Origin of the sequence: Nocardioides sp. J54 (genome assembly GCF_000519005.1) — a bacterium.
Classification (GTDB): Bacteria; Actinomycetota; Actinomycetes; order Propionibacteriales; family Nocardioidaceae; genus Nocardioides.
The window spans coordinates 102,070-123,140 of the sequence record NZ_JAER01000002.1; the positions used below are offsets into that span (position 1 = coordinate 102,070).

The following is a 21,071-nucleotide window of genomic DNA, read 5'->3' on the forward strand; positions in this document are numbered from 1 at the left end:
CGAGACAGGACACGAGATGGACTTCCTCTTCACCCCCGAGCAGGACGAGGCCGCGGAGCTCGCTGCGCAGATCCTCGCCGACCGCACGACGAACGACCGGCTCAAGCAGGTCGAGGCCGGCGGCGACCGGTTCGACCTTGCGCTCTGGAAGGAGCTCGACGACGCCGGCCTGCTGACGCTGCACCTGCCCGAGGAGCACGGCGGCGCTGGCCTCGGCCTGGTGGAGCTCGCCCGCGTGCTCGTCGAGGTCGGCAAGCGGGTCGCTCCGGTGCCGCTGGCCGTGCACGGCGCCTGCACCGCCCTCCTCGCCGAGCACGGCGTGGAACCCGACGCCGGCGTGTACGCCGCCGCGGTCGCCGAGGAGCGCACCCACCTGCCGGCCGTGCCGACCGTCACCGCCACCGCCGACGGCGCGCTCACCGGCACCAAGACGCTCGTGCGGGCCGGGATGGCCGCCGACGCGCTGCTCGTCACCGCGACCGGCCCCGACGGCCCGGCCGTCCACCTGGTCGACGTGTCCGCGAACGGTGTCGAGCGGGTGGCCCAGCGCACGAGCGACGGCGACCTCGCTGCGATGGTCACCCTGGCCGGTGCACCGTCGACCCGCGTCGGTGACGCGACCGCGGCGGCCCGCCTCGGCCAGCTGCTGGTCGCGCTCGCCGCCGCCGAGCAGCTCGGCGTCACCGAGGGGGCGCTGCGCCTCACCGCGGACTACGCGAAGACGCGGGAGCAGTTCGGACGCCCGATCGGCACCTTCCAGGCTGTCTCGCAGCGCCTCGCCGACGGGTTCATCGACGTCCTCGGCCAGCGGCTCACGCTCTGGCAGGCCGTGTGGCGCCTGCACGAGGGCCTGCCGGCTGCGACGGAGGTGGCCACCGCCAAGCTGTGGGCGGCCGACGCGGGCCACCGGATCGCGCACACCACGGTCCACGTGCACGGCGGCGTCGGCATCGACCTCGACGGCGAGGCGCACCGCTACTTCACCAGCGGCAAGCGTTTCGAGTTCCTCTTCGGCGGCGCCACCGAGCAGGCCCTGGCCATCGGCCGCACCTTCGCGTGACGGTCCGGGACCTCCTCCTCGCCCGCGCCGACGACGACCGCCCCGCCCTGCGCTGGCGTGACGACGCCGGCGCGGTGCGGGAGCTGTCCTGGCGACAGTACGTCGCCGCGGCGACCCGGCTCGCCGCCGACCTCGAGGCGGGGCTCGACCCGTCTCGACCGCCGCACGTGGGCGTGCTGCTGCCGAACGGACCCGCCTTCGCGCTCCACCTCGCCGCGGCCGGGCTCGGCGGCCACGTGCTGGTGGGGCTGAACACGACCCGGCGGGGCGCGGCCCTGGACGCCGACGCACAGCGCGCCGACTGCCAGCTGGTGGTGGACTCCCCCGACCGCGCCCTCGCCGCGCTGGCCGGTCCTGCCAGCCCTGACGAGGCGGCTCCGCCGGCCGCCTCCGGCCTGGGTCCCGACGCGTTGTTCATGCTGATCTTCACCAGCGGCACGAGCGGCTCGCCGAAGGCGGTCCGCGTCACCCACGAGAAGGTCACCGGACCCGGGACCCACCTCGTCGGCCGGCTCGGGCTCACCCCGGACGACGTGCACTACGTCTCGATGCCGATGTTCCACTCCAACGCCGTGATGGCCGGGTGGGCGCCGGCACTCACCAACGGCTCCACGTTCGCGGTCGCGCCGTTCTCGGCGAGCGGCTTCCTGCGCGACGTCCGGGACTTCGGCGCGACCTACGCCAACTACGTCGGCAAGCCGCTGACCTACGTGCTGGCGACGCCGGAGCAGCACGACGACACCGAGAACCCGCTGCGCCTGGTCTTCGGCAACGAGGCCAACGACGCCGACATCGTCGAGTTCGGCCGACGCTTCGGCTGCGAGGTGGTCGACTCCTACTCCTCGACCGAGAACGCCGTCATCGTGCAGCGCCGGCCGGGGATGCCGGCCGGTGCGCTCGGCATGCCGCTCGACGGCGTCAAGGTGCTCTCACCCGAGACCGCCGAGGAGGTGCCGGACGCGGTGTTCGACGCCGCCGGGCGGCTGCTCAACCCGGACGAGGCGATCGGCGAGCTGGTCAACACCACCGGCCGCGGCGCGTTCGCGGGCTACTACAACGACGACGCCGCCGAGGCCGAGCGGATGCGGGGAGGGATGTACTGGTCCGGCGACCTCGCCTACCGCGACGCCGACGGCTGGGTCTACTTCGCCGGCCGCACCGGTGACTGGCTGCGGGTGGACGGGGAGAACCTCGCCGCGGCACCGATCGAGCGGATCCTGCTGCGGCACCCCGCGGTCGCCGAGGCGGCGGTCCACGCCGTGCCCGACGAGAAGGTCGGTGACCAGGTCGCCGCGGCGCTCGTGCTGCGCGGCCCGCTGACCCCCGACGGGCTCGAGGAGTTCCTCGATGCCCAGGGCGACCTCTCCCCCAAGGCGTGGCCCCGCTACGTGCGGGTCGTCGACGACCTGCCGCGGACGGCGACGAACAAGGTGCTCAAGCGCGCCCTGTCCGCCGAGGGAGTGCCGGCCCCGGGCACGGCGTGGGTGCGCGAGGAGCGCGGCACGTCGTACCGCTGAGGCAGGCCGGGCAATCAGGTCAGGGCAGCAGCCCGGCGGCCGGTCCGCGGAGGCCGACGACGAAGAGGCCCTCGTCGGTGTCGGTGTACCAGACCTGGCGTCGCTCGACGTCCCACGCGGGCTGCGAGAGGGCCGACGCGCCGTCGGGGCCCGGCTGGTTGAAGTAGCCGACCTCGCGCGGACGGCGGACGTCGGTGATGTCGAACAGCCGCAGCCCGGAGCCGATCATCGAGCAACCGGCGATCCTCGGGTCGGTGCGGGTCGGCAGGGAGCAGTAGTGGCCGGTGTAGCTCCGCACGATCGACGACGCGCCCGGGTCACCGGTGAGGTCGGCGCGGACGGCGGGGTCGTGCACCTCGAGGCGGATGTTGGAGACGACCTCGGGCTCGCGCGGGTCGGTGACGTCGATGATCCGGGCGGCGCCGACCGGGCTGCGCGGCTGGTTGAACTGGCGCAGGTCGCCGAAGAGGTCGCTGAACTCGTCGACCTCGAGGACGTACTGCCGGCCGTCGCGGGTGAACGGCTCGGCGACCTGCGGGATCGACGACTCCTCCCACGTCAGGCGCGACAGCGTGCGGACCTGCGGGTCCGGGCGCCGGTCCTGGATGTCGGACACGTCGAGGATGTCGAGGCCGGCGCCGTCGAGCAGCTTCGCGTCACGCCCGCTCGGGGTGCCGATGTTCGCGGCGTACATGGTCCGGCCGTCGTCGGACAGGCGCAGGCCGTGGTAGACGACGCCGCCCTTCGTGCGCAGCACCTTCGGCCGGCGCGGGTCGGCGAGGTCGACGGCGGTGAGCGTGAAGCCGACGGCGCCCGCGGTCCAGAAGGTCTGGCCGTCGGGGGCGAAGCCGCTCTCGTGGCCGAGCACGCCCGACAGGGTCGAGGACTGCAGCTTCGGCTTGCGGCAGTCCTGGCTGACGTCGTACACGTCGAGGATGCCGGGTGCGGTGGCCAGGGTGCCCATGACCGCGACGAGCAGGCCGCGCTCCTGGTTGACGAGCAGCGACTCGTGCGGCTGCAGCATCGCCGGTGAGACCAGGTTGGCGGTCTTCACGGGCTTCGCCGGGTTCGTCATGTCCAGCACGACCACGCCGAGGCCGGCGCCGCCGGTGAGCAGGCCGAGGGCGTTGAGGCCGACCATCAGAGCGGAGTCGTAGTAGGCGCAGGTGCGTCCACTGGCGTCGGTGTAGCGCTGCACCTTGTAGCCGCCCGAGCCGAGCACCGACCGCTTGCCGTGCCGGCCGACCTCGACCGTGTTGCACCGGTACCCCTCGCGCGCCCGGCCGGAGGTGTGGTCGGCCTTCGGCACCCGGCCCTGGATGGACGTCTCGACCGGGTCGCCGGCTGCGCAGGTCGCGCGCGGGACCGCGATGAGCGGCAGCTCGGCCTGCGAGGACCCTGCTGTCGCGACCGCGCTCGCCACCACGAGCGCGGAGGCGAGCAGCGCGATCAGCAGCCGGCGCAGTGCCGGCCGGCGGCGGGCCGACGTCTCCGTCCCGGGCTCGTCCGGACCGTCCCAGCCGTCCGGACCGTCCCAGCCGTCCATCGTGCGCTGCTCAGCCACTTCCGACCCCCACGTCAGAGCATGCCCGGGCTGCGTCAGCCCTCGTAGGCGACCTCAGCCTGCCACCCGGACTCGTCCTGGTCGAGGGCGGCGCGCAGGGCGCGGGCGACGTTGTCGGGCGCGAAGGGCCCCTCCGTCGAGAGCAGGCCGCGCACGGTGACGGACACCGCGCGGATGCCGTCGCCGGCCAGCGCGGCGTCGATGCTGCGCACGAGGTTCTGCAGCCCGGCCTTCTGCACGCCGAGCGAGGCCGCGCCGAACCACGGCTTGTCGGCAGCCATGCTCCCGGTCGCGGTGACCCGGCCACCGGGGCCCATGAAGGGGCGCGCCGCCTGGAGCACGGTGAGCAGCGCGCCGACACCGAGGCGGACGTCCTCGAGCAGCTCGTCGGGCGACAGGGACAGCGGGTCCTTCTCCCGGTAGGCAGACGGGTTGAAGTGCAGCACGTCGACCTTGCCGAGCTTCTCCGCCATCCGGGTGACCGCCGCCCGGGTCGCGATCTCGTCGGTGAGATCCACGAGGGCCTTGTCGGCAGAGCCACCGGCGGCCGTGACCTCGTCGGCGAGGGTGGCGAGCACCCCCGGGTCGGCGCCGAGAAGTCCGACGGCCGCCCCCTCCGCGGCGTAGAGGCGGGCGAGCGAGCCGCTCACCCCGGGTCCGGCTCCGGCGATCAGGACGTTGCGGGTCATGCCCGCCAGCCTAGGCTCGTCCCGGCGCCGGCAGCAGGCGCGTCAGGGCAGGAGCTCCTCGACGCCGTTGGTGAGCCGGACGACGTGGAAGCCGCTGGTGCCGTCGGTGTACCAGACGGAGTCGTTGGCGGCGTCCCACGCCGGCTGCGACAGCGCGCTCGCACCGCCCTTCGAGGGCAGGTTGAAGTAGGCGACCTCGACGGGGTGCTCGACGTTGCTGATGTCGAAGATGCGCAGGCCAGAGCCGATCATGGAGCAGGCGGCTAGGTCCGGCGCGTCGCGCGTGGGGACCGAGCAGTAGTGGGCGGAGTAGCCGCCGATCGGGAGCGAGGTGCCCGGGTCGGAGAGCACCTCCTTCGTGCGGTTCTCCTGCTGGTGCACCTCGAGCCGGATGTCGGAGACGACCGTCGGCCGGGTCGGGTCGGTGACGTCGATGATCCGCGCCCCGCCGACCGGGCTGTTCCTGAAGTCCACGGTGAAGCCCTCGCCGAACCAGTCGGTGAACTCGTCGACCTCGAGCACGTAGTCGCGACCGTCCCGGTGGAACGGCTCGGCGACCTGAGGGATCGAGATGCCGGGCCAGTCGACCTCGCCGACCTTGCTGATGCGCGGCTTCGGCCGGCGGTCCTGGACCTGGCCGACGTCCCAGACCTGGAGGCTGGGGTCGTCGAGGATGGACGTGCCGGAGGGGCTGCCCATGTTCGCCACGTACATGGTGCGGCCGTCGTCGGAGAAGCGCAGCCCGTGGGCGACCACGCCGGTCTCGGTCATCAGCACGCGCGGGCGGCGGGGCTCGGTCAGGTCGACCGCTGTCATGGTGAACCCTGCGGCTCCGGCGGTCCAGAAGGTCATCCCGTCGGGGGCGAACCCGCTCTCGTGGCCGAGCACGCCCGACAGGGTCGTCGACATCAGCCTCGGCTTGCGGCAGTCCTGGCTGACGTCGTACACGTCGAGGACGCCGGGTGCGGCGGCCAGGGTGCCCATCACACCGACGAGCAGGCCGCGCTCCTGGTTGACGAGCAGCGACTCGTGCGGCTGCAGCATCGCCGGGGTGATGAGGTTGGCGGTCTTGACCGGCTTCGCGGGGTCGGTCATGTCCAGCACCACGACGCCGAGCCCGGTGCCGTTGAGCAGGTTGCCGACGACGTCGAGGCCCAGCATCCGGGTCGAGTCGTAGAACGCGCAGGTGCGACCCTTCGCGTCGGTGTAGCGCAGGGTCTTGAAGCCGCCGGTGGTGCCGTGGCGGGCGACGGCGACGGTGTTGCAGGTGTAGCCCTGCAGGGCGCGGCCGGAGGTGAAGTCGGCCTTCGGCACCCGGCCCTGCAGGTCGGTGGTCTCGGGGCGGGACCCCTCGCCGCAGCTGGCCTCGGGGACCGGCTGGGGCGGGGTGGGGTCCTCCGCGGCAGCGATGGTGCCGCCGACCAGGACCGTGGCGGCCGCCAGGGCGACGACCAGTCGTCGCCGCGCCGGGTCGGTGATCGTGCGCCGCAGAGCCCCCATGCCCCGCTCCCCTCGTCAGGTGCCGTCAGACGCCGGCGATGCCGTCGAGCTTCTTGACCGTGTCCTGGAACTCCGCGACCAGGTCGGCCATCACCTCGGCGACCGGGCGGACCTCGTTCATCCGGCCGACGATCTGGCCGACCGGCATGGAGATCACGTCGGGGTCGCCCGAGGCGTTGATCCGGTTGTGGGCGTCCGCGACCAGCAGGTTCTGCAGTGGCATCGGGAGCGGCGCCGGGGCACCCTCCTCGTTCCAGGCCTCGGTCCACTTCGTCTTGAGCAGGCGGGCCGGCTTGCCGGTGTAGATGCGGGTGCGCACGGTGTCGGACGACGTGGCGCGCAGGAACGCGGTCTCCCAGCCCTTGTTGGACGCGAGGTTGCGGTACTCCTCGGTGCCGAGCCAGATCGAGCCGGTCCACACGCCCTGCGAGCCGAGTGCCAGCGACGCCGCGATCTGGCGGCCGGAGCCGATGCCGCCCGCGCCGAGGACCGGGACGTCCGGGCCGACGGCGTCGACGATGTCGGGGGTGAGCACCATGCTGGCGATCTCGCCGGTGTGGCCGCCGGCCTCGTAGCCCTGGGCGATGATGATGTCGACGCCGTTGGCGACGTGGCTCTGGGCGTGCTTCGGGGCGCCTGCGAGCGCGGCGACCTTCAGGCCGGCGGCCTGGCACTCCTTGATCACGTCGTTCGGCGGCGTGCCCAGCGCGTTGGCGATGAGCACCGGACGGTGCTGCAGCGCGACGTCGACGTGCGAGCGGGCCATCGAGTGGAGCCAGCCGAGGACGCCCTCGCGGCCCTCGCCCTCGGGCAGCGGCGGGACGCCGAGCTTGAGGAGGGTCTCGTCGACGAACTTCCTGTGCTCCTCGGGGATGTACGACGACAGGTCGGCCGAGGTGCCCTCGGTGGGGACCTTCATCGGCATGACCACGTCGACGCCGTACGGCTTGCCGTCGGTGTTCTCGTCCATCCAGGTCAGGACCCGGTCGAGCTCGTCGGGGTCGTTGAAGCGGACGCAGCCGAGGACGCCGAGGCCGCCGGCGCGCGACACCGCGGCCGCGACGTGCTCGGACGGGGTGAACGCGAAGATCGGGTACTCGATGCCGAAGGCGTCGCAGAGGGGGGTGCGCATCAGGCGTTGGCTCCTGAGTTCGTGTCGATGGTGACGTGGTCGGCGAGGGCGAGCTCCTTCGCCCTGGGGTACTGCGCCTTGCCGGTGGCGTTGCGGGGGATCTCCTCCACGATCGTCAGGCGGCGCGGCAGCTTGTAGCCGGAGAGGTGCGAGCGCAGGAAGGTGCGCAGCTCCTCGAGGTCGATGGTGTGGCCGGGACGGGGCTCGACGACGGCGGAGACCGCCTGGCCGTACTTCTCGTCGGGCAGCCCGACCACGAGCGCGTCGTACACGCCGGGGTGGGCCTTGATCGCCTGCTCGACCTCCTCGGGGTAGACCTTCTCCCCGCCGGTGTTGATGCAGTTCGAGCCGCGACCGAGCAGCGTGATCCGGTTGCCCTCCTCGATCCGGGCGTTGTCGCCGGGGATCGAGTAGCGGACGCCGTCGATCTCGATGAACGTCCGCGCCGACTTCTCCGGGTCCTTGTAGTAACCGACCGGGACGTGGCCGGCGCGGGCGGTGCGCCCGACCTTGCCGACGTCCTTGACCGGGTCCAGCGGGCGGTTGTCGTCACCGAGGATCACCGTGGTCGGCGGGATCGAGACGACCGGCCCGTCGGTCGACAGCGCGCTCGCGTCCTGCAGGCCGGTGCCCTGGAAGCCGGTCTCCGAGGAGCCGATCGAGTCGGTGAAGACGGCGTTCGGGAAGTGCTTCATCCACCGCTCCTTGACCGACTTGGAGAAGATCGCGGCGCTGGAGGCGATGGCGAAGAGCGTCTGGCCGTCGAAGCCGCCGGCCTCGTAGGCATCGATGAGCGGGACCGCCATGGCGTCGCCGGTCATGAAGAGCATCTGCACGCCGTACTTGTCGACGAGCTCCCAGGTGCGGACCGGGTCGAACTTCGGCTCGAGGATGGTCACCTGGCCGGCGAAGAGGTGCATCAGCAGCGACGCCTGGGCGCCACCGTGCATGAGCGGGCTCAGCGGGAGGGTGACGAGGCTCTCCTCCTTGGCCTTCTTCGACTGGTCGTACTCCTCCAGCGGCTCGCCGGTCATGAAGTCGATGCCGCCGCCGAGCACGCGCCAGAAGTCCTCGTGGCGCCACATGACGCCCTTCGGGAACCCGGTGGTGCCGCCGGTGTAGATGATGTGGATGTCGTCGGGGCTGCGCTCGCCGAAGTCGCGGGCGTCGGACTGGCCGGCCACGGCCTCCTCGAGCGTGACGCCGTTGAACGCCGACAGGTCGCTCCGGTCGTCCGGCTCGAGCGGGTTGGGCACCGCGACGACCGCCTTCATCGCACCGACCTTCGGCAGCACCTCGGCGACCAGCGGCGCGTAGACGCGGTCGTGCACGAGGCCGACCAGGTCGGCGTTGTCGAAGAGGTACTCGAGCTCGCCGGCGACGTACCGGTAGTTCACGTTGATGGCGACCGCGCGCACCTTGAGGATCGCGATCAGCGCGATGACGTGCTCGATGCTGTTCTTGGCGTAGAGACCGACGTGGTCGCCGACACCGATGCCCTGCGCCTGCAGGTGGTGGGCGAGCTTGTTGGACTCCGCCTCGAGCTCGGCGAAGGAGATGACGCGCTCCCCCACCTGGACGGCGGGTTTCTCCGGGACGGCGTCGACGGCGTGTTCGAAGAGATCGGCGATGTTGAGGGCCACGAGCCAGAGACTAGAACACGTTTCACTTTTTCGCTAGCGTGGTTCGCATGTCTGCGACCGACGCCCCCGTGCGCACCACCCCCGACTGCCTCGTCGAGCAGGACGGCCACAAGCTGGTCGTCACCATGAACCGCCCCGAGCGCCGCAACGCGCTGTCCAGCGAGATGCTGCGGATCATGGAGGACGCCTGGGACCGGGTGAACGAGGACCCGGAGATCCGGGTCTGCATCCTCACCGGTGCCGGCGGCTACTTCTGTGCCGGCATGGACCTCAAGAAGGCCGACGAAAAGCCGCCGTCGGAGAGCTTCGAGGACGGCAGCTACGACCCCACCGTGATCAAGGGCCTGCTCAAGGGCTTCCGCCTCACCAAGCCACTCATCGCCGCGGTCGAGGGCCCGGCGATCGCCGGCGGCACGGAGATCCTGCAGGGCACCGACATCCGGGTCGCCGGCGAGTCGGCGAAGTTCGGTGTCGCCGAGGCCCGCTGGTCCCTCTACCCGATGGGCGGCTCCGCCGTGCGGCTCCCCCGCCAGATCCCCTACACCGTCGCCGCCGAGCTGCTGCTCACCGGTCGCACGCTCCTCGCCCCGGAGGCGAAGGAGCTCGGCCTGATCGGCCACGTCGTGCCCGACGGGCAGGCGCTGGCCAAGGCGCACGAGATCGCCGACATGATCGCCGCCAACGGCCCGCTCGCCGTCCAGGCCATCCTCAAGACGATGCGCGACTCGGAGGGCAAGCACGAGGACGAGTGCTGGGCCGACGACGCCCACATCGGCGCCGCCGTGTTCTCCTCCGAGGACGCCAAGGAGGGCCCCCGTGCGTTCCTGGAGAAGCGGAAGCCGGAGTTCAAGGGTCGCTGAGGTCCCCCGGCGGCAGCGCCGCCGACCAAGCGACGACCAAGCGACGACCAAGCGACGAAGGGCCGCCCCGCTCATCGAGCGGGGCGGCCCTCGTGCGTCCCTCCCTGGTCGGCCGGCGCCGGGGTCAGCCGACCGAGCGCTCCCCGGTCCAGAAGCGGGCCCGCAGCGCCTTCTTGTCCGGCTTGCCGAGCGCGGTCAGCGGCAGCGCGTCGACCGCGATGACCTCCTTGGGGGCCTGGACCGATCCCTTGCGCTCCTTGACCGCAGCCTGGATCTCGGCGACGACCTCCTCGGTGAGCTCGTGACCCTCCCGGAGCACGACGACGGCGGTGACCGCCTCGCCGAACTTCTCGTGCGGGGTGCCGATCACGCCCACCTGGGCGATCGCCGGGTGCTCGGCGATGACGTCCTCGACCTCGCGCGGGAACACGTTGAAGCCGCCGGTGACGATCATGTCCTTGGTGCGGTCGACGATGTACCAGAACCCGTCCTCGTCCTCGCGCGCCACGTCGCCGGTGTGCATCCAGCCGTCGCGGAAGGTCTCGGCCGTGGCCTCCGGCAGCTGCCAGTAGCCCGCCGACAGCAGCGGTCCCGCCACGCAGATCTCGCCCGGCTCGCCCTGCGGCACCGGGTTGCCGTCCTCGCCGAGCAGCGCGGTGCGCAGGTACGCCGACGGTCGGCCGCAGGACGTGAGCCGCTCCTCGATCGGGCGACCCTCGGCGTCGACGTGCTCGCCCTTCGGGAAGTAGCTGATCACCATCGGGGCCTCGGACTGGCCGTAGTACTGCGCGAAGATCGGCCCGAACCGCTCGATCGCCTCCTTGAGGCGGACCGGGTTGATCGCGGACGCGCCGTAGTAGACGGTCTCGAGCGACGACAAGTCGCGCGTGTGCGAGTCGGGGTGGTCCATCAGGGCGTAGAGCATCGTCGGCACGAGCATGAGCGAGTTGATCCGCTTCTCCTCGATGGTGCGCAGCACCTCGGCCGGGTCGAAGCGTGCCGAGACGAAGAGGGTGCCGCCCTGGAGCACGACGGGAACGAAGAACGCCGCACCGGCGTGCGAGAGCGGCGTGCACATGAGGAAGCGCGGCTCGGTCGGCCACTCCCACTCGGCCATCTGGATCTGCGCCATCGTCGAGAACGAGCGCACGTTGCCGATCACGCCCTTGGGCTTGCCGGTCGTGCCGCCGGTGTAGGTGATCGAGGTGATGTGGTCGGGCTCGAGCACGGCCGCCTCGAGCGGACGCGGCTCGAAGGACGCAGCGACCTCGGTCAGGTCGGTCGCGACGTCGGCCAGCTCCTCGGGGACGGGGCCGATGGTCAGGACCCGCTTGAGGCCCGGGCACTTTCCGAGCAGCTCGACGGCGCGACCCGCGAAGTAGGGGTCGATGACGAGCGTGGTGATCCCCGCGTCGTTGATGACGTAGGCGTGGTCGTCGGCAGAGCCCAGCGGGTGCAGCGAGGTCCGCTGGAAGCCCTGGGTCTGGCCGGCGCCGAGGATGAAGAGCACCTCCGGCCGGTTCAGCGCGAGCAGCGCCCCCGGCGTACCCCGGCCGGCGCCGAGGGACTCGAAGGCCTGGATGTACTGCGAGATCCGCTCCGCGGTCTCGCGCCCCGTGAGGGTGACGTCACCGAGGTGGACGATCGGGCGGTCGGCGTGGCGCTTGAGGGCCGCGACCATCAGGTGGCCGTTGTGGGCAGGGGTCCGGAGCGTGTCGGTCACGGGACCCACAGTAGAACGTGTTCTATTTCGCGGGCAAGGACCTGCTCAGCCCGCGGCACGTTCGACGGGTGCGGCCAGCGGGCGCACGCCGCCCAGGCGCCGGTGGAACCGGACCTGGTCGGCGTGCGCGTCGAGCGCGTCCCACAGGGCGCGGTGGGCGGCCCACGGCAGCGGGTCGTCGCCGGAGGACCAGCGCTCCCCGAAGCTGATCCACACCGGCACCCAGTGCGCGGCGCAGTCCCACGCCCCGCGCTGGGCCTCCACCAGCCGCCGCCGGACCTGGAAGGCGGTGCGCGGGCCGTCGACGCAGATGGGCGCCGTCCGCACCGGCCAGACCCACAGGTCGAGCTCCATGAGCTCGATCTCGAGGTCGCGCAGCAGGGCTGGGTCGACCAGCACGGTGGCGACGTTCTGGTGCGGTTCGCGCCTCATCCCCGGAACGCTAACCGCCACCGCCGACAGGGACCAGACCCTCGGCAGGCCAGACCTCAGCAGGCCCGGGCCAGCAGGCCCGGGTCAGCAGGCCGGGGTCAGAGCAGGACCTCCGCGACCTGGCGCACCTCGGCGGCACTGCGGCACGAGAGCAGCAGCGTGGTCACGCCCGTCTCCTCCCACTGCGCGACCCGCTCCTTGACCTCGGAGGCGGTGCCGATGATGTGCATGTCGTCGACCAGCTCGTCGGGGATCAGCGCGGTCGCCTTGTCCTTCTCACCCGACAGGTAGAGCTCCTGCACCTCGGAGGCCAGCTCCTCGTAGCCCATCCGGGCGAAGACCTGGGTGTGGAAGTTCTGCTCCTTGGCGCCCATGCCGCCCATGTAGAGCGAGACGAACGGCTTCATCGCGTCGATGACGGCCTGCTTCTGGGTCGCGTCCTCGACGATCTGCAGGTGACAGGTCGCGGCGATCTCGAAGTCCGCGCGGGTACGACGTGCGCCCGGTCGCGCGAAGCCCTCGTCGAGCCACGGCTGGTACATGCCGGCGCTCTTCGGGGTGTAGAAGATCGGGATCCAGCCGTCGGCGATCTCCGCGGTCTGCGCGACGTTCTTCGGCCCCTCCGCACCCAGCCAGATCGGCAGGTCCGCGCGCAATGGGTGGACGATCGGCTTGAGCGGCTTGCCGAGCCCGACCGCTCCGGGTCCGCGGTAGGGCAGCGGGTGGTGCGGGCCGTCGTTGGTCACCGGCGCCTCGCGGGCCAGCACCTTGCGGATGATCGAGACGACCTCGCGGGTGCGGGCCAGCGGCTTCTCGAACGGCTGGCCGTACCAGCCCTCGACGACCTGCGGGCCGCTGACGCCCATGCCCAGCACGACCCGTCCGCCGGTGAGGTGGTCGAGGGTCAGTGCGTGCATCGCGATGGAGGTCGGCGTGCGGCCCGACATCTGCACGATCGAGGTGCCCAGCCGGACCCGCGACGTCTCGCGCCCCCACCAGGCCAGCGGGGTGAACGCGTCACTCCCCCACGCCTCGGCGGTGAAGATCGCGTCGAACCCGGCGTCCTCGGCGGCCGCGACGAGCTCGCCCACGCCCTGGGGCGGCTGCGCGCCCCAGTAACCCAGCTGAAGTCCCAGTTTCATGAGACGAATCATGCCCCTCGTTGCGAACCATTTCTAGAACGTGTTTCACTTTCGCCATGAGTCGCACCCTCTCGGCACCGGTCACGGTCGCCTTCGACTACACCCGATCCGTCGGTCCGGTGCTGGGCCGCTTCCTCACCGGCCTCCGGGACGGCCGGCTCGTGGGCGCCCGCCTCGCCGACGGGCGCGTCGCCTGCCCTCCGCCGGAGTTCGACCCGGTCAGCCACCAGGCCCCGACGGAGTTCGTCGACCTGGCCGGCACCGGCACGGTCACCTCGTGGACCTGGGTGAGCGAGCCTGTAGCCGGGCAGCCCTTCGACCGCCCGTTCGCGTTCGCGCTGATCACCCTCGACGGCGCGGACACGCCGTTGCTGCACGCGGTGGACGTCAGCAGCGCCGACGAGATCAGCACCGGCATGCGGGTGCGGCCGCGCTGGGGCGCCGAGCGCGCCGGCGTCATCACCGACCTCGTCTTCGAGCCCGACTCCGGCACCGCCGCCCCGGCGAGCGCCCCGACCGGCACGGACGACGTCACCGGCATCATCACGCCGATCAGCCTCGACTACACCTACGCCGCCAGCCCCGAGGAGTCCGCGTTCTACCGCGGCCTCGCCGAGGGCCGGATCCTGGGCCAGCGCTGCCCGAAGTGCCAGAAGGTCTACGTCCCGCCGCGGCCGGCCTGCCCGACCGACGGGGTGCCGACCTCGGAGGAGGTCGAGCTGTCCGACACCGGCACGGTCACGACCTTCTGCATCGTCAACGTGCCCTTCCTGGGCCAGCGGATCGCGCCGCCGTACGTCTCGGCCTACATCCTGCTCGACGGTGCGGACATCGCGCTGCAGCACCTGATCCTCGACATCCCCGTCGAGGAGATCCGGATGGGCCTGCGGGTCAAGGCGGTCTGGAAGCCCCGCGAGGAGTGGGGCACCACGATCGAGAACATCAGCCACTTCGCGCCGACCGGTGAGCCGGACGCGGACTACGACACCTACAAGCACCACCTCTGAGCGGGCGGAAGGACAGACATGCGTGACGTTGCCGTCGTCGGGTTCGCCCAGCGACAGTTGCAGGACTACGACGGGTCGCCGACCTGTGCCGAGCTGCTCGTGCCGATCTTCGGCGAGTGCTACGAGCAGACCGGCTGGACGAAGAAGGACATCGGCTTCTGGTGCTCCGGCTCCTCGGACTACCTCGCGGGCCGCTCGTTCTCGTTCGTGAGCGCGATCGACGCCATCGGCGTCCTCCCGCCGGTGAACGAGTCGCACGTGGAGATGGACGCCGCCTGGGCGCTCTACGAGGCCTGGCTGAAGATCCAGACCGGCGAGGTCGACACCGCCCTGGTGTTCGGCTTCGGCAAGGCGTCGGCCGGCGTCCTGCGCCGCACCCTCGCCCTCCAGCTCGACCCCTACACGCTGACCCCGCTCTGGCCGGACACCGTGTCGATCGCGGCACTCCAGGCGCGGCTCGGCATCGACGCCGGCGAGTGGGACGAGGCCGCGATGGCCGACGTCGTCAACCGCTCGCTGACCGACGCCGAGAAGAACGAGTACGCCGTCCGGGCCGGTGGCTCCTCCGTCGAGGACCTGCTGGCGCGGCCGATGTTCGCCGACCCGCTGCGCAAGCACGACGCCGCACCGGTGACCGACGGCGCCGCGGCGATCGTGCTCGCCGCCGGGGACCGGGCCCGCGAGGTGCGCGAGCGCCCCGCCTGGATCACCGGCCTCGCGCACTACACCGACGCGCTGCACCTGGGCACCCGCGACCTCACCCGTTCGGAGTCCGCGGCCCGCGCCGCCGCCGCTGCGGGTGGCACGGACGGCGTCCAGGTCGCCGAGCTGCACGCGCCGTTCAGCCACCAGGAGCTGATCCTGCGCCGCGAGCTCGGCCTGGCCGACGACGTACGGGTCAACCCGTCGGGCGGTGCGCTCGCGGGCAACCCGATGTTCACCGGCGGCGCGATCCGCATCGGCGAGGCCGCCCGCCGGATCTGGGACGGCACCGCCGACAAGGTGCTCGGCCACGCGACCAGCGGACCCGCGCTGCAGCAGAACCTCGTCTGCGTCATGGAGGGACAGAACTGATGGCCAAGAAGCCTGCCGCCGTCATCGGCGTCGGCCAGACCCACCACCGGGCCAAGCGCGAGGACGTCTCGATGGCCGGCCTGTGCCGCGAGGCGATGGACCGCGCCCTCGCCGACGCCGGGATGACCCTCGACGAGATCGACGCCATCGTCGTCGGGAAGGCGCCGGACCTGTTCGAGGGCGTGATGATGCCGGAGCTCTACCTCGCCGAGGCCCTCGGTGCGGCCGGCAAGCCGCTGCTGCGCGTCCACACCGCCGGTTCCGTCGGTGGCTCGACCGCCATCGTCGCCTCGTCGCTGGTGCAGTCCGGCGTGCACAAGAAGGTGCTCACCGTCGCCTTCGAGAAGCAGTCGGAGTCCAACGCGATGTGGGCACTCTCAGTGCCGGTTCCGTTCGTGATGCCGGTGCACGCCGGCGCCGGTGGCTACTTCGCCCCGCACGTGCGCTCCTACATCCGCCGCTCGGGCGCGCCGACCCACATCGGCGCGATCGTGGCCGCCAAGGACCGCACCAACGCGCTGAAGAACCCCTACGCGCACCTGCGCGAGGAGCGGACGGTCGACATGGTCCTGGCCTCGCAGATGCTGTGGGACCCGATCCGCTACGAGGAGACCTGCCCGTCCTCCGACGGCGCCTGCGCGCTGGTCATCGTGGACGAGGACGTCGCGAAGTCGTCGCCGAACCCCGCGTGGATCCACGGCACCGTGATGCGCTCGGAGCCCACCACGGCCGCCGAGCGCGACCAGGTCAACCCGCAGGCCGGCCGCGACGCCGCGGCCGCGCTGTGGAAGCAGGCCGGCATCACCTCGCCGATCGACGAGATCGACGCAGCCGAGGTCTACGTGCCGTTCAGCTGGTTCGAGCCGATGTGGCTGGAGAACCTCGGCTTCGCCGCCGAGGGCGAGGGCTGGAAGCTCACCGAGGCCGGCGAGACCGCCATGACCGGTCGCATCCCGTTCAACGCCTCCGGCGGCGTGCTCTCGTCGAACCCGATCGGCGCCTCCGGGATGCTCCGCTTCGCCGAGGCCGCCCTACAGGTCCGCGGGGCCGCGGGCGAGCACCAGGTCGACGGCGCCCGCAAGGCCCTCGGGCACGCCTACGGCGGCGGATCGCAGTTCTTCGCGATGTGGGTCGTCGGTGCCGAGAAGCCGACCAACTGAAGCACCACTCCCCCACGCCTGCTGCGCCCGGTGCCGTTTCGGCACCGGGCGCAGTGGTCATGATCGGGGCGTGACGCAGCAGCACCCGCCGTACCCGCCGCCGTACCCGCCGCCGTACCCGCCGCCGGGCCGGCCCGGGCCGCCGACCAACGGGTTCGCCGTCGCGGCGCTCGTGCTCGGCATGGTCGGCCTCATCCTCACGCCGGTCCCGCTGCTGAACCTCCTCGGTGTCCTCGCCGGCGCGGTCGGCCTCGGCCTGGGCCTCGCCGCGCTGCGACGCGCTCGCCGCTCCGGCACCGGCACGGGCATGGCCCGCGTCGGGGTGGGGATGGCGGTGGTCGCGATCGTGCTGTCGCTCCTCTGGTCCTGGTACGTCTGGCTCTGGCTCGGCGACGCCCTCGACTGGGTGGACCCGCCCGAGGCGAGCGTGCTGGTGGGCGAGGAGTTCGAGACCGACGAGGGCCACCTGCGGATCCGGGTGACCCGGGCCGAGTGCACGAGCACCAACGGCAGGGACGTCGCCTGCACCTACCGCTTCGTCGCGCGGAACCTGACCGACAACCCCATCACCCTGGGCGACATCGAGGTGAAGTCGGTCATCAACCGCGAGTTCCACCACACCCGCCTCGACGGCGAGACCCGCATCGGCCCCGGTCAGCAGGAGGCGATCCGTGGATCGGTCAGCACCTACGGACCCGGCCCGCTCGAGGGCATCGCGTTCGACGGCACCGACGCGTCCAGCCGCAAGGCCGTCGTGGTCGACCTCAGCGCCGCGTGGGAGGAAGCCCGCTCGGGGAAGTAGGCTCGGACCGTGATCGAGCTCCGTACCCCGACCCAGATCGACCAGATGCGTCCCGCCGGGCGATTCGTCGCCTCGGTGATCTCGGCCCTCGCCGAGAAGGCGGACGTCGGGGTCAACCTGCTCGAGCTGGACGAGCTGGCACACCGGATGATCAAGGACGCCGGCGCCGAGTCCTGCTACATCGACTACCACCCGTCGTTCGGCGCGAGCCCGTTCGGCAAGGTGCTGTGCACCTCCGTCAACGACGCCGTGCTGCACGGCCTCCCGTTCGACTACGTGCTCCAGGACGGCGACCTGCTCTCGGTCGACTTCGCCGCGGCCGTCGACGGCTGGGTCTCCGACTCGGCCCTGTCGGTCATCGTCGGCACCCCGCGCGAGGAGGACCAGCAGCTCATCGCCACGACCGAGAAGGCCCTCGCGGCCGGCATCGCCGCTGCCCGCGCCGGCAACAGGCTCGGTGACATCTCCTTCGGCATCGGCAGCGTCGCCCACGAAGCCGGGCTGAAGGTCAACCTGCAGTTCGGCGGCCACGGCGTGGGCCGGACGATGCACGGTGAGCCGCACGTCCCCAACGACGGGCGTCCGGGCCGCGGCCTCAAGCTGCGCCCCGGCCTGGTCATCGCCATCGAGCCGTGGTTCCTGCACTCCACCGACGAGATCGTCTTCGACCCCGACGGCTGGACGATCCGCAGCGCCGACGGCTCCCGCGGTGCGCACGCCGAGCACACCGTCGCGATCACCGACGGCGACCCCATCGTGCTCACCGCACGCGACTGACCCGGCCGACCACCGCATGGGCCTGTTCGGTCGTCGGCGCCGGCGTGACGCCGACCGATCCCCGGTCGAGCCTGCCGACCCCGACGACGCCCTGCCGTTCCTCGGCTCCGAGGACGCGCAGCAGGTGCGGTCCCTCGTCCGTCGCGCCTTCGCCGAGCGCGGCATCGAGGTGACGGTGCACCCCGACCACGTCGTCGACGACACCGGTCGGCAGTTCGGGTTGTGGAACGTCGCCGCGTCCTGCCACCAGGACGACCGCGGGCGCGGCGCCTGGCCGGAGGTCGTCGACCGCCACGTCGGCACCGTGCTCGCCAGCATGGACGCCCCCGACCCGTTCGCGACCCTGGCCCCCGACGACGCCCGCTCCCGGACCTACACGCGCCTCTACCCGCAGGACGCGGTCCCCGACCTCGGCACGTTCCCCCACCGCGAGTTCGCGCCCGGCCTCGTCGAGCTGCTCGCACTCGACCTGCCGGAGTCCGTCGCCGTCTACGACGACGCCCGGGCCGCCGCACAGGGCGGTCCCGCGCAGCTGCGCGAGTGGGGGGTGGCGAACCTCCGCCGCGAACCGGTCGAGCACCACGAGCGCCTCGACCTCCGCGACGGCGGACACTTCCACGTCCTCTCCGGGGCGTCGGTCCACACCGGCAGCCGGGCCCTGCTCATGCCCTCGCTCGCCACCGAGCTCACCGGCGAGGAGCCCGGCCGCCACGGCTGGCTGCTCAGCGTGCCGCACCGCCAGCAGGTGGTCTGGCACCTCGTCCGGGACATGACCGTGCTGCCGAGCCTCCAGGCGATGGCAGGCTTCGCCGCCGCCGGCCACGGCGACTCCCCCGGACCACTCAGCCCGCACGTGTACTGGTGGGACGGCTCCGGCTACCAGCAGCTGACCAGCATCGACGACGAGGGCACGCTCACGGCCGTGCTCGGCGCCGACTTCCAGGCGGTGCTGGAGGACCTCGCCGGCGACGCCTGACCCGTCAGGGCCGTCTTCGCGCGGCTGCCCGGCGGTGCGGCGGGTAGCGCGGTGGCATGGAGCCGCGCACGCTGGGGTCGAGGAAGAGCTGCTGCTGGTCGACCCCGCGACGCGGGAGGCAGCGCCGCGGTCGCAGCAGGTGCTCAAGTACGCCGCCGAGCACGGGCTGCCGTCCGAGGACCTCGACCACGAGCTGTTCCGTCACCAGCTCGAGACCCGCACGCCACCGGTGACCTCGCTCGCCGAGCTGCGGGAGCACGTCGTACGCGCGCGGAGGGCGGCCGCCGAGGCTGCCGAGGGGGCCGGGTTGCGCACCGTGGCGGCCGGCGCGGCCCCGCTGGGCAGCGGCGAGCCGCGGGCCACGCGGGACGATCGCTACCAGGCGATGGTCGACACCTTCGGCGAGGTCGCCCGTCCGGCCGGGACCTGCGCGATGCACGTGCACGTGCAGGTCGCCTCGGACGAGGAGGGCGTGCGGGTGGTCGATGCGCTGCGCCCGTGGCTCCCTGCGCTGCTCGCGGTGAGCGCCAACTCCCCCTTCTACCGGGGCCGGGACACGCGGCACGCCTCCTGGCGCTCCCAGGCCTGGGCGGGCTGGCCCAGCGCCGGGCCGACCGAGCGCTTCGGCGACGTCGAGACCTACCGACGGGTGTGCCGCGAGCTGATCGCGTCCGGGGCGGCGCGGGACGAGGGGATACTCTACTTCGACGCCCGCCTCTCCCAGCGCTACCCGACCGTGGAGGTGCGGGTCACCGATGTGTGCACCGACCCGGACGACGCGGTGCTCGTGGCCGCCCTCGCCCGCGGCCTGGTCACGCAGGCGGCAGGCCCCGACGCCGCTGCCGCTCGGGGGCCTGCCGCCGGGCAGTGGCGGGCAGAGCTGCTCCGGGCCGCGCAGTGGCGCGCCGCCCGCTACGGCCTGGCGGGCCAGCTGCTCGACCCCGGCACCGGCGAGCCGGTGCCGGCGCGCGACGTGCTCGAGGCGCTGGTCGACACGGTCGCCGGGCACCTCGGCGACGACCTCGCCCTGGTGCGGGAAGGTGTCGACCGGGTGCTGGCCGAGGGTGGGTCCGTGCGGCAGCGGGCGGCGTACGAGCGCAGCGGCGGCAGCATCGAGGCCGTGGTCGACGACCTCGTGGAGCGGACGAACCGCGCTGCTACTGGCTGAGGCCCCAGAAGAACCCGAAGAGCCCGGCGCCCACGCCGAGGATGATGATCGTCCAGAGCGAGATCCACGCGAGGGTGTGCATCCCGTGCTGGTAGTGGTTGTCGGAGTAACCCCGGAAGTTCTCCAGGTCCACGTTGCTCATCGAACCCTCCTGTCAGCCGTCGTCGGAGGACAGCACGCTACTGCACGCCGGGGCTGCCGGGCGTGAGGCTCAGCGGTCCTGGTGCTTCGTGACGACGGAGAAGTCGGCGCCGAGGTCGACGTCCCACTCGACGCCCTTGCCGTCCCGCACCTCGACCTCGTAGGCGACGCCCCGGTCGTCGCTCGCCTCGACGTCGAGCACCGTGCCACCGCCGACGGCGGCGAGGGCGGCCTGCTCGGCGGAGGTGCGCTCGCTGGCGTCGAGGACCCGGTCGTCGGCGTCGCGGTCGTCGCGGTCGTCGTCGTACCGGTCGTCGTCGTACCGGTCGTCGTCGCGGTCGTCGTCGCGGTCGTCGTCGCGCTCGGTGGCGATCACGCCGAGGTCGTCGTCGAGGGTGACGTCGACCTCGGTGCCGTCAGCGAAGCGGACCTCGACCTCGTAGGCCTCGCCGCGGTCGTCGGAGCGCTCCACCTCGACGGCCTCGCCGCCACCGGCGGCGCCCGTGGCGGCAGCCGCGACCCGGTCCCGCTCGTCGCCCGAGACGTCGTCGGCGGAGGCCGCCCAGACCGTCCCGCCGACGGCCAGGACGGCGACGGTGGCCAGGGCGGGCAGGACGACGCGCTTGCGGCGCAGGACGCTGGTGTTCATGGGGGTCTCCCTCTCTCGGTGGGGCCGGCCCGGGGTCCCCGGGGCGGCTGGTGGG

At 72.3% G+C, this 21,071-nt stretch carries 20 protein-coding genes; 10 read left to right on the forward strand and 10 right to left on the reverse strand.

Annotated features, from left to right (window positions below; all coding sequences use genetic code 11):
• Positions 1 to 16 precede the first annotated feature (16 nt).
• Together NOCJ54_RS0101825 and NOCJ54_RS0101830 are read left to right on the forward strand one after the other, a co-directional pair.
• A complete protein-coding gene (locus NOCJ54_RS0101825; RefSeq protein ID WP_028654095.1) occupies positions 17 to 1,060 on the forward strand; it encodes an acyl-CoA dehydrogenase family protein in 1,044 nt (347 codons plus the stop codon).
• The gene (locus NOCJ54_RS0101830) at positions 1,057 to 2,577 is read left to right on the forward strand and encodes an AMP-binding protein (RefSeq protein WP_028654096.1); all 1,521 of its coding nucleotides are present in this window, start codon (positions 1,057 to 1,059) and stop codon (positions 2,575 to 2,577) included. Before NOCJ54_RS0101825 ends, NOCJ54_RS0101830 begins: the two co-directional genes overlap by 4 nt.
• Before the next feature lie 19 nt (positions 2,578 to 2,596).
• Here the strand turns inward: NOCJ54_RS0101830 and NOCJ54_RS0101835 are convergent, their stop codons facing one another.
• Genes NOCJ54_RS0101835 through NOCJ54_RS0101855 form a run of 5 tightly spaced genes read right to left on the reverse strand, consistent with a single transcriptional unit; the run spans position 2,597 to position 9,105 of the window.
• The gene (locus NOCJ54_RS0101835; protein WP_051485373.1) at positions 2,597 to 4,141 is read right to left on the reverse strand and encodes an LVIVD repeat-containing protein; all 1,545 of its coding nucleotides are present in this window, start codon (positions 4,139 to 4,141) and stop codon (positions 2,597 to 2,599) included.
• 35 nt (positions 4,142 to 4,176) lie between these two features.
• Positions 4,177 to 4,830 (reverse strand): SDR family NAD(P)-dependent oxidoreductase, encoded by a 654-nt coding sequence (locus tag NOCJ54_RS0101840; protein WP_028654098.1) that lies wholly within the window; start codon positions 4,828 to 4,830, stop codon positions 4,177 to 4,179.
• 42 nt (positions 4,831 to 4,872) lie between these two features.
• Positions 4,873 to 6,330 carry an LVIVD repeat-containing protein gene (locus NOCJ54_RS23380; protein ID WP_051485374.1) on the reverse strand — a complete coding sequence of 486 codons (1,458 nt, stop codon included), beginning with the start codon at positions 6,328 to 6,330 and terminating at the stop codon, positions 4,873 to 4,875.
• A 25-nt stretch (positions 6,331 to 6,355) separates the two neighbouring features.
• Positions 6,356 to 7,462: an NAD(P)H-dependent flavin oxidoreductase gene (locus NOCJ54_RS0101850; RefSeq protein ID WP_028654099.1), complete on the reverse strand. Its 1,107-nt coding sequence runs from the start codon at positions 7,460 to 7,462 to the stop codon at positions 6,356 to 6,358.
• Positions 7,462 to 9,105, reverse strand: a complete 1,644-nt coding sequence (locus tag NOCJ54_RS0101855; RefSeq protein WP_028654100.1) for an acyl-CoA synthetase — start codon at positions 9,103 to 9,105, stop codon at positions 7,462 to 7,464. Before NOCJ54_RS0101855 ends, NOCJ54_RS0101850 begins: the two co-directional genes overlap by 1 nt.
• 47 nt (positions 9,106 to 9,152) lie before the next feature.
• Here NOCJ54_RS0101855 and NOCJ54_RS0101860 point away from each other — a divergent pair, with 47 nt between their 5' ends.
• Entirely contained in the window at positions 9,153 to 9,965 is an 813-nt protein-coding gene (locus NOCJ54_RS0101860; RefSeq protein WP_028654101.1) for a crotonase/enoyl-CoA hydratase family protein, read from the forward strand.
• Positions 9,966 to 10,089: 124 nt separating this feature from the next.
• On the opposite strand, the gene fadD8 is transcribed toward NOCJ54_RS0101860, so the two are convergent.
• The 3 genes from fadD8 to NOCJ54_RS0101875 form a co-directional block, all read right to left on the reverse strand.
• Entirely contained in the window at positions 10,090 to 11,688 is a 1,599-nt protein-coding gene (gene fadD8, locus NOCJ54_RS0101865) for a fatty-acid--CoA ligase FadD8 (protein ID WP_028654102.1), read from the reverse strand.
• 45 nt (positions 11,689 to 11,733) lie between these two features.
• Positions 11,734 to 12,120 (reverse strand): hypothetical protein, encoded by a 387-nt coding sequence (locus NOCJ54_RS0101870; RefSeq protein ID WP_028654103.1) that lies wholly within the window; start codon positions 12,118 to 12,120, stop codon positions 11,734 to 11,736.
• Between the two features lie 98 nt (positions 12,121 to 12,218).
• Positions 12,219 to 13,262 (reverse strand): LLM class F420-dependent oxidoreductase, encoded by a 1,044-nt coding sequence (locus tag NOCJ54_RS0101875; protein ID WP_028654104.1) that lies wholly within the window; start codon positions 13,260 to 13,262, stop codon positions 12,219 to 12,221.
• Between the two features lie 56 nt (positions 13,263 to 13,318).
• On the opposite strand from NOCJ54_RS0101875, the gene NOCJ54_RS0101880 reads away from it, so the two are divergent.
• From NOCJ54_RS0101880 to NOCJ54_RS0101910, 7 genes are all read left to right on the forward strand, one after another.
• Positions 13,319 to 14,269: a Zn-ribbon domain-containing OB-fold protein gene (locus NOCJ54_RS0101880; protein ID WP_028654105.1), complete on the forward strand. Its 951-nt coding sequence runs from the start codon at positions 13,319 to 13,321 to the stop codon at positions 14,267 to 14,269.
• A gap of 18 nt (positions 14,270 to 14,287) precedes the next feature.
• Entirely contained in the window at positions 14,288 to 15,343 is a 1,056-nt protein-coding gene (locus NOCJ54_RS0101885) for a thiolase domain-containing protein (RefSeq protein WP_028654106.1), read from the forward strand.
• Positions 15,343 to 16,503 carry a thiolase domain-containing protein gene (locus NOCJ54_RS0101890; RefSeq protein ID WP_028654107.1) on the forward strand — a complete coding sequence of 387 codons (1,161 nt, stop codon included), beginning with the start codon at positions 15,343 to 15,345 and terminating at the stop codon, positions 16,501 to 16,503. The genes NOCJ54_RS0101885 and NOCJ54_RS0101890 overlap by 1 nt, the downstream gene beginning before the upstream one ends.
• 70 nt (positions 16,504 to 16,573) lie before the next feature.
• Positions 16,574 to 17,305 carry a DUF4190 domain-containing protein gene (locus NOCJ54_RS27930; RefSeq protein ID WP_051485375.1) on the forward strand — a complete coding sequence of 244 codons (732 nt, stop codon included), beginning with the start codon at positions 16,574 to 16,576 and terminating at the stop codon, positions 17,303 to 17,305.
• Between the two features lie 9 nt (positions 17,306 to 17,314).
• Positions 17,315 to 18,082: a type I methionyl aminopeptidase gene (gene map / locus NOCJ54_RS0101900; RefSeq protein ID WP_028654108.1), complete on the forward strand. Its 768-nt coding sequence runs from the start codon at positions 17,315 to 17,317 to the stop codon at positions 18,080 to 18,082.
• Between the two features lie 16 nt (positions 18,083 to 18,098).
• Positions 18,099 to 19,058 carry a hypothetical protein gene (locus NOCJ54_RS0101905; RefSeq protein WP_028654109.1) on the forward strand — a complete coding sequence of 320 codons (960 nt, stop codon included), beginning with the start codon at positions 18,099 to 18,101 and terminating at the stop codon, positions 19,056 to 19,058.
• A gap of 34 nt (positions 19,059 to 19,092) precedes the next feature.
• Positions 19,093 to 20,226 carry a carboxylate-amine ligase gene (locus NOCJ54_RS0101910; RefSeq protein WP_051485376.1) on the forward strand — a complete coding sequence of 378 codons (1,134 nt, stop codon included), beginning with the start codon at positions 19,093 to 19,095 and terminating at the stop codon, positions 20,224 to 20,226.
• Here the strand turns inward: NOCJ54_RS0101910 and NOCJ54_RS29295 are convergent.
• Positions 20,216 to 20,368 (reverse strand): hypothetical protein, encoded by a 153-nt coding sequence (locus NOCJ54_RS29295; RefSeq protein ID WP_157514761.1) that lies wholly within the window; start codon positions 20,366 to 20,368, stop codon positions 20,216 to 20,218. The two genes, NOCJ54_RS0101910 and NOCJ54_RS29295, sit on opposite strands and share 11 nt — an antisense overlap.
• A 69-nt stretch (positions 20,369 to 20,437) precedes the next feature.
• Complete coding sequence (locus NOCJ54_RS27935; RefSeq protein WP_051485377.1) at positions 20,438 to 21,016, reverse strand: PepSY domain-containing protein; 579 nt, start codon at positions 21,014 to 21,016, stop codon at positions 20,438 to 20,440.
• Between the last annotated feature and the right edge of the window lie 55 nt (positions 21,017 to 21,071).